Here is a 7,276-nt window from a genome sequence, read left to right on the forward strand (position 1 = left end):
CCTTCCCGTCGCGGGGGCGCGTCCGCGTGCCGCCACGGCCTCGTCCTCGAACAGCCGGGCACCGGGCGCCGGCGAAGGAAGCGGTGGAGTGGTGATGACAGGGCCGACGCCCGTACGGTGCCCCGCGATCGAACATCCTGATCTGCCGCTCGCCGATCCGGCGGACCTGAGCCCCCTGTTGGCCCGGCTCGCCGAGAACCGGCCGGTCGAGGTGGACGAGGCCTTTCCGCTCGGCACCCTGCGCCCGGACGGCCGCGTCGACCTCTGCAAGCAGGGCCTCGGTCCCGCCGGAGCGGCCCTGCTGCTGCCCGCGGCCGGGGCCTCCCCGCACGCGGAGCACCTCCTGCTGGGCACCAACGCCCTCGCCGACGAAGGCATCCGTACCCTGGCCGGCTCCCTGCGCGGCGCCCACGGACTGCGCACCCTCTACCTCGGCTGCAACCGGATCGGCCCCGACGGCGCCCTCGCCCTCGCCTCCGCGCTCACGGACGACACCACCGTCCGCGCCCTCTGGCTCAAGCGGAACCCCCTGTTCGAGGAGGGTGCCCGGACCCTTGCGGCCCTGCTGCGCCGCAACACCGCGCTGCGCACCCTCGACCTCGTCAACACCGGCATCGGGGCCGGCGGCGTCCGCCTGGTCCTCGACGCCCTCCTCGTCCGCGAGGAACCCCTGGAGCGGATCTTCCTCGGCGGCAACGGCCTCACCGCCGAAGAGGCCCCGCTCCTCGCCGCTCTGATCCGCGACGCCGGGGTGCGCGAACTGTACGCACCGGCCAACCACCTCGGCGACGAGGGCGTCGCGATCCTCGCCGCCGCGGCGGCCGACCTCGCGCACCCCGTTCGTCTCGGGCTCGGCGGCAACGGCATCGGGGCGGACGGAGCCCGCGCCCTCGCCGCCGCCCTCGGCGGCATCGAGGCCCTGGACCTGGGCCGGACCCTGTCCGAGCGCAGCCTCGGCGCGCCCGGCAACCAGCCCGGGGACGAAGGGGCGTACGCCTTGGCCGCCGCCCTGCCGGGCAGTCCGCTGCGCCGCCTCGACCTGCGCCACACCGGCATCACCGGGCGCGGCGCCAAGAGCCTGCTCGCCGCGCTGCCCGAGGGTGCCCCCCTCGAACACATCGGGCTGGGCCCCGGCACGCCCCGCCGGGTCAAGCGTTCGTTCGCCGAGCGACTGCGTCCGGCCCGGGCCGCCCACCCCGACGTGCGGGCCATCGGAAGCGTGTACCGGTGACGGGGGGCGCCCCGCTCCCCGGAGCGCTGCGCCCCGAGGACGCGGCGGCCTGGCAGCGGATCCGCCGCTGGGCCGTCCCCCGGCGGACGATCGAACGGGCCACCGCGCACCGCCTGGCCGGGGACTGGAGCGCCGCCTGCGCCGCCGCCGGCACGGAGGTCACCTTCGAACTGCCCCGGGTCGCCTCCCGGTACGGCGCAGCCGTGGCCGAGGCCGTCGAGCGGGACCTGCGCCACCTCGCCCCCGATCTGCTGCGCTGGCACCTGCCCCGGGTCCTCGGAGGCCGGACGACCCTCGCCCCGGGGCGCCGGATCGTACTGGCCCACTACGACCCCGACGGCGGGGCGGCGCGCGGTCGTGGCGTTCCGGCCCTCCACGTCACCACCCACGCGATGGTGGACGGCCCGCAGCGGCTGCGGCTCGGCTGCGGCCCGCTTCCCCGGCACGGGGTGGCCGACCACCACCCGGCCTGGAGCACCGAGGACTGGACGGCCGCCCGTCGGCTCTGGGACGCCCGGCACACGGCCGAACTCCGCGCCCACGCCGGTCCCGCCGACCGGCTGCCCTTCTTCCGCGCCGACGGCACCCCGCTCGCCCCCGAGGAACTGCCCACCGCGGACCCGGGAGCCGCCGACCCGGCCGGGCGCGCCGAGTGGAGCGCCGTCCTCCAGGCGCGGGGCGAGACCGAGGAGGCCTTTGCCGTCGCCGGGATCGCCCTGGACACCACCCTCCCGGAGGTGCCGTACCTCGCCCAGGCACTCCGCAACGAGTTGGAGGCCCTGCGGGTGGCCGTGGTGGACCCGTCGAGGATCGCGGACGAGGCCCGGCGGTACGCCGCCGCGGGCGCGGGCGACCGCTTCCACTTCGTCCCCCATCGGCGCTGCCCGGTCCGGCTGGAGCCCGCCGACCCCGGCTCGGGGGCGATGCTGTCGGCCCGGGTCGGATCCCCGGGGGAGCGGCTGCCCCGCGGGGCGACCCGGCTGCCCGACCACGCCTGGCAGCCGCTGCCCGACCTCCAGTTGGTCCGGGCCGGCCGGCTCGACCGGCGCGCCCTGCACCCGCTCGTCGGCGCGGCCCTCTTCCCCGACGCCGGACCGGCCGCGGGCCCGCCCGACCCCGCCGCACCGCGCCCCGTACGGGTGCGCTGCGCGGGCCAGTGGCACGAGGTGCGCTCGCGGGGCGGCGTACTCGACATCCCGCACGACGAACAGGACCGGCGACGGGAGCGCGCCCTGCGGGAGTCGGGCGGGCCCGCCGTCGGGTGCTTCGCCGTGCGGGAGGCATGGACCTCGGGCAAGGGGCGGCTGCCGCGCGCCCTGCGGGCCGAACGCGACGAATTGTTGCAGCGGTTCCAGCACGGTGACGCCCCCGCCGTGCTCGCCCTGCTGGACGCGGGGGTCGACCCGAGGGTCCGGGACGCCAAGGGGCGGGGGCTGTTGCACCTGCTGCCGCTGCTCGACCACGAGGAACTGCTGCCCAGGCTGCTCGCGGCCGGGCTCGGCCTGGAGGACGAGGACGCGGCCGGAACCACGCCGCTCGGGAGCGCCGTTCACGACGGCGGCTCAGCCGCCCTGGTCCGCGCGCTGATCGCCGCCGGTGGCCGGATCGACGTCGTCGACGGGGAAGGGCTGTCGCTGCCCCAGGTGGCGCGTTGTTACGGGCGGACCGATCTGGCCTTCCTGCGACCCCTCGTGGAGCAGGCCTTCCCCGGCATCGGCTGCCCCCGGTTCGACGGGATGCGGGACATCCGCGAGTGGTACGTGGACCGCGAGGACCAGTTGGCGTACGCCGTGGACTGCGGGGAGGAGGACCTCTTTCCGGACACCGGGGACGAGTACTTCCCACCGGACCTCGCCGCGGACCTCCCCGGCCTCCCCGACCTCTGCGGCCCGGGCTCCCGGGAGGGAGGGGTCACCCACCTGTCGGGCAACGTCCCCGAGGAGATCCACTGGGACGATCGGGACGCTCCGGACGACACGGATCATCCGTACGACATGGAGGAGGGCGCCGGACCCGACGACGCGGAAGGGGCTGCCTGAGCGCCGTCGCCGCCGGAGTCGGCGGGAGCGCGCCGCCGGCGGTGGGGAATTCCCGATCCCACCCGAGGGCGGCCGCCGCTCGTTCCCCCGTTCCGCCCCGGCCGTCCCGGGCGGCTGCGACTGGCCGGGAACGTACGGTCGTCCGGACCGGGATGGACCGGCCGTGACAGCATGGCGGGGCAGTGTGGATCAGGCAACACGGGCCAAAGCGCCCGAGCGGAGGGGGAGTTCGGTGAGCGGAGTACGCAAGAGCCTGGCCAAGGTGGAGATAGCCCTGCGCTGGGACCCGAGTCCGGCCGGCACACCCGCCAACGACCTCGACATCGTCGCCGCCGTGTACGCCGCGGCCGACCCGCAGGGGGAGCCCGTCTACCTGGTGCACTTCGGCAGCCGGGCGCCCGACGGGACCATCACCCTGAGCCGGGACAGTCGTACCGGCCAGGGCTTCGGTTTCGACGAGGTGATGGTCCTCGAACTGGACCGGTTGGCACCCGAGCTGGGCCGCGTCGTGGTCGGCGTGGTGATCCAGGACTCCGGCGCCGCGGACCCGGCGGTGCGCAAGACCTTCGCCGCGGTCGCCGGTACCGGACTGCGGATCCGCGAGGGTTACGAGAACCTCGCCGAGACCGACTTCGCGGGGGTCGCGGACGCGACGGCGGCCCGGGTCGCCGAGTTCGTCCGCGACACGCACGGCGGTTGGGCCCTGGAGGCGCGGCCGCACGGATTCGACGTGGAACCACAGGAGTTCGCGCGGGTCATGGGAGCCGTACGCGGCTGATTCCGGGCGCCTCCCGGTGACCCGTACGGACCGGGTGGCGGTCACTCTGCTCGGGAGTGACCGCCACCCCGTCCGGTGGTGCGCTGCCGCCGTCCCCACGAGGCAGCGCGAGCGGGTCGCCGTCCGGTCATCGTGGACGGCGGCCCACCGGTTCAGGGGGTGATGCCGAGTGCCGGCAGCAGCGCGGCGTCGACGAACCTGACCAGGTAGTCGGCGTCGGCGTACCGGCCTTCGAGCACGGGCCGGATGCGCAGCACGCCCATCAGCTGCGCCGGCAGGAACTCCACCGCGGGGTGGTCCGCGCGGATCTCGCCCCGCGCCACCGCCCGCGCGACGATCGCGTCGAAGGCGGCGAGCTCGGGTTCCACCAGGGCTTCGCGCAGCGCGCGCTGCAACTCCTCGTCGCTGAGGACGGCGTGCCCCAGGGCCTGGGTGAGCCGGGTGTCGCTGCCCGAGGTGCCGGCCGCGATGCGGGCGGCCTCCCGCAGGTCCCCGACGAGGGTTCCCGTGTCCACGCTGGCCAGCGTGCGGTCGGTCCTGCCGGCGCGCAGGGCAGCCGCGACGAGCTGCGGCTTGGTCCGCCACTGCCGGTAGAGCGTGGACTTGCCGCAGCTGGCGCGGGCGGCGACGCCCTCCATGGTGAGGGCCTCGTACCCGTGCTCGCGCAGGGCGTCCAGGACGGCGTCGTAGAACTCCTGCTCGCGCTCCGGGCTGATCTTGGAGCGGCGCGCGGTGACCTGCGGCGTCGACGTCATGGGGGTGGGCTCTCCTCGCGGCTTCCGGGCGGCCTGTTCCGTGCTCCGAGTGTACGGCTCACGAAGGCTATCGGAACACCAGCGTATCGATACGCCAATGTATCGATACACTGGCGTGTCGATGCGGATCGGATCCGGCCGGCGGTCACCCCGTCGCGGTCCCTCCCGCCATCGGCCGGAAGCAGCACCAGTAGCACCAGCAGCACCACCAGCAGGACACCCGAAAGAAGTGAGACCGGGGGATGACCTCCCACACCACACCCGGCGGGCCACGCGCCGCCGGGAAGAAGGACGAAAGGCGCCGGCTCATACGCGAGCTGCTGCTCGTCGCGGGACTGTTCGCCGTCTACAAGGCGGGCCGGACGCTCTCCACGGGTCGCACCGGCGAGGCCTTCCGCAACGCCGATCTGGTGTGGGACGCCGAACGCGCCCTGCGCCTGCCGGGTGAGGGCGCCGTACAGCGGCTCCTCCTGCACTCGGACGCCATCGTGCACACGGCGAACACCTACTACGCGGCCGTGCACTTCCCGGCGACCGCCCTGTTCCTGATCTGGCTCTACCTGCGCAGGCCCGCCCACTACCTGTGGACCCGGCGGGTCCTCGCGCTCCTCACCGGCGCCGCCCTCGTGCTGCACCTCGCCTTCCCGCTCGCGCCCCCGCGGATGCTGGACGCCGCGCGCATGGTGGACACCGGCCTGGTCTACGGTCCCTCCGTCTACGGGGCCGCCCCGGCCACCGACACCATGGCGAACCAGTTCGCCGCGATGCCGTCGCTGCACTTCGGGTGGGCCCTGATGCTGGCCCTCGGCATGATCGCCGCGACGTCCTCGCGGTTGCGCGTGCTGTGGCTGCTGCATCCGCTCGTCACCCTGCTCGTGGTGGTGGGCACGGCCAACCACTACTGGCTCGACGCCCTCGTGGCGACCGCCCTGCTGGGCGGTGCCTTCCTGCTGGTTCCCCGGCCGGTCGGGGCGGCCGCGCCGGTCGAGGCCGTTGCGCCGGTCGGGCCGGTCACGCCGGCGGTGCCCGTCGGGCCGGTCGGGCCGGTTGCGCCGGTGGAACAGCCCGTCGGGCCGGCTCCGGTGCGGGACGTGGCGCCCGTCGGGAGCCGCGTGCCGATCGCGTCGGCCGGGCCCGGTCCCGCCCAGGGCGCCGTACCGGCCTCCGGGCACGGTGACGCACCCCCGCACGGCGCACCGGGTCGCGTCGTGGTGCCCGCCCGCGCGCGGGGCGGCGCTCCCGCGGCCGGTCCGGGCGGCGTGGCCGTGGCGGCCTCCGGGACGAGGGGGGCCGGGCGGTGAACGCCACCGCCCTCGCCGTCGTCCTCTGCCTGGCCTCCGCGGTGACCTACGCGGCCGCCGCCGTCGCCCAGGAACGCCTCGCCCGCCGGGCCGTCGCCCGTAGTGCCAAGACCCTCCTCGGCAACGGCGCCTGGTGGTGGTCGGCCGGGCTGAACGCCGCCGCCGCCCTCCTGCACGCCGCCGCCCTGCGCTACGGCCCCCTCACCCTGGTCCAGCCCCTCGGCGCGCTCACCCTGGTGGCCGCCGTCCCGCTCGGCGCCCGAGGAGCCGGGCGACGGGTCGCGGCCACCGAGTGGCGGGGCACGGCCGCCACCGTCGCCGGGCTCGGGCTGCTCCTCCTCCCCGCCTCCGGCCCCGCCCCCGACGACACCCTCACCCTCGCCGAGGCCCTCGCCGTCTCCGGGGCAACCGCGGCCGTGATCCTGCTGCTCACCGCCCGCAAGGACCCCCGGACCGGGCTGCGGCACGCGACCGCTTCCGGGCTGGCCTCCGCCGCCGCCTCCGCGCTGACCCAGACCGTGGCCGTCGCGGCGGGTCGGGGCGGCGCCCTGCTCAGTTTCCGGGTCGCCGCCGTCGCCCTGCTCGTGGCCGTCTTCGCGGTGGGCGGCATGCTGCTCTCCCAGCGCGCGTACCGGGGCGGCCTCGGGGCCCCGCTGGCCGTCGTGAACCTCGCCAACCCGCTCGCCGCCGCCGCGATCGGCATGGTCCTGCTCGGCGAACGGCTCCAGGGTGGTGCGGTCGGCGTCCTCCTCGCGACCGGGGGAGCCCTCGCCGCCACCCGCGGCGTCCTGCTGCTGACCCGGACTTCGGAGCCGCAGCCGCCCCGGGATCGAGCCACCGCGGAAGGCCTGCCCCACGTCCCGGCCCCGATGCCGGTCCGTCCGCCCGTCGCGCAGGCCCCGATGCCAGTCCGTCCGCCCGTCGCGCAGGTTCCGGCGGGTCCCGCACTGCCGCGACCGTAGATCCTCTCGGATCCCGTCGGGCCCGCGCGCCCGACAGGATCCGACGGGTACGGCCGGGCGGGCCCCACCGGCACCACGGCGCCTTTCGACCCGCGGCATTCCGCCGGCCCGTGGACACCGGTGTGGGGGGGGGGCGGGGCCCCCCCCCCCCCCGGCCGCCCCCCCGCGCCCGCCCCCACCCCCCCCGGCCCCCCACCCACCAAAACGCGC

At 76.3% G+C, this 7,276-nt stretch carries 6 protein-coding genes; 5 read left to right on the forward strand and 1 reads right to left on the reverse strand.

Annotation, left to right across the window (positions count from 1 at the left end):
• Positions 1-94 precede the first annotated feature (94 nt).
• The 3 genes from ACFVS6_RS32695 to ACFVS6_RS32705 all read left to right on the forward strand — a co-directional run bounded on the left by ACFVS6_RS32695 (position 95) and on the right by ACFVS6_RS32705 (position 4,048).
• Positions 95-1,231 (forward strand): gala protein, encoded by a 1,137-nt coding sequence (locus ACFVS6_RS32695; RefSeq protein ID WP_389709604.1) that lies wholly within the window; start codon positions 95-97, stop codon positions 1,229-1,231.
• Complete coding sequence (locus ACFVS6_RS32700) at positions 1,228-3,270, forward strand: ankyrin repeat domain-containing protein (RefSeq protein ID WP_389709606.1); 2,043 nt, start codon at positions 1,228-1,230, stop codon at positions 3,268-3,270. The genes ACFVS6_RS32695 and ACFVS6_RS32700 overlap by 4 nt, the downstream gene beginning before the upstream one ends.
• 232 nt (positions 3,271-3,502) lie before the next feature.
• Positions 3,503-4,048, forward strand: a complete 546-nt coding sequence (locus ACFVS6_RS32705; protein WP_389709608.1) for a TerD family protein — start codon at positions 3,503-3,505, stop codon at positions 4,046-4,048.
• 152 nt (positions 4,049-4,200) lie between these two features.
• Here ACFVS6_RS32705 and ACFVS6_RS32710 read toward each other — a convergent pair whose 3' ends face one another.
• Complete coding sequence (locus ACFVS6_RS32710) at positions 4,201-4,803, reverse strand: TetR/AcrR family transcriptional regulator (RefSeq protein WP_389709610.1); 603 nt, start codon at positions 4,801-4,803, stop codon at positions 4,201-4,203.
• A 242-nt stretch (positions 4,804-5,045) separates the two neighbouring features.
• On the opposite strand from ACFVS6_RS32710, the gene ACFVS6_RS32715 reads away from it, so the two are divergent.
• Together ACFVS6_RS32715 and ACFVS6_RS32720 are read left to right on the forward strand one after the other, a co-directional pair.
• Positions 5,046-6,104, forward strand: coding sequence for a phosphatase PAP2 family protein (locus ACFVS6_RS32715; RefSeq protein ID WP_389709612.1), 1,059 nt, complete (start codon positions 5,046-5,048; stop codon positions 6,102-6,104).
• The gene (locus ACFVS6_RS32720; RefSeq protein ID WP_389709614.1) at positions 6,101-7,066 is read left to right on the forward strand and encodes a DMT family transporter; all 966 of its coding nucleotides are present in this window, start codon (positions 6,101-6,103) and stop codon (positions 7,064-7,066) included. The genes ACFVS6_RS32715 and ACFVS6_RS32720 overlap by 4 nt, the downstream gene beginning before the upstream one ends.
• Positions 7,067-7,276 lie beyond the last annotated feature (210 nt).

It is taken from the genome of Streptomyces sp. NPDC057939, from assembly GCF_042887545.1.
GTDB lineage: Bacteria > Actinomycetota > Actinomycetes > Streptomycetales > Streptomycetaceae > Streptomyces.

Coding starts and splice junctions, on each gene's coding strand:
- ACFVS6_RS32695 (WP_389709604.1), top strand. CDS start 95: ATGACAGGGCCGACGCCCGTACGGTGCCCCGCGATCGAACATCCTGAT.
- ACFVS6_RS32710 (WP_389709610.1), bottom strand. CDS start 4,803: ATGACGTCGACGCCGCAGGTCACCGCGCGCCGCTCCAAGATCAGCCCG.
- ACFVS6_RS32715 (WP_389709612.1), top strand. CDS start 5,046: ATGACCTCCCACACCACACCCGGCGGGCCACGCGCCGCCGGGAAGAAG.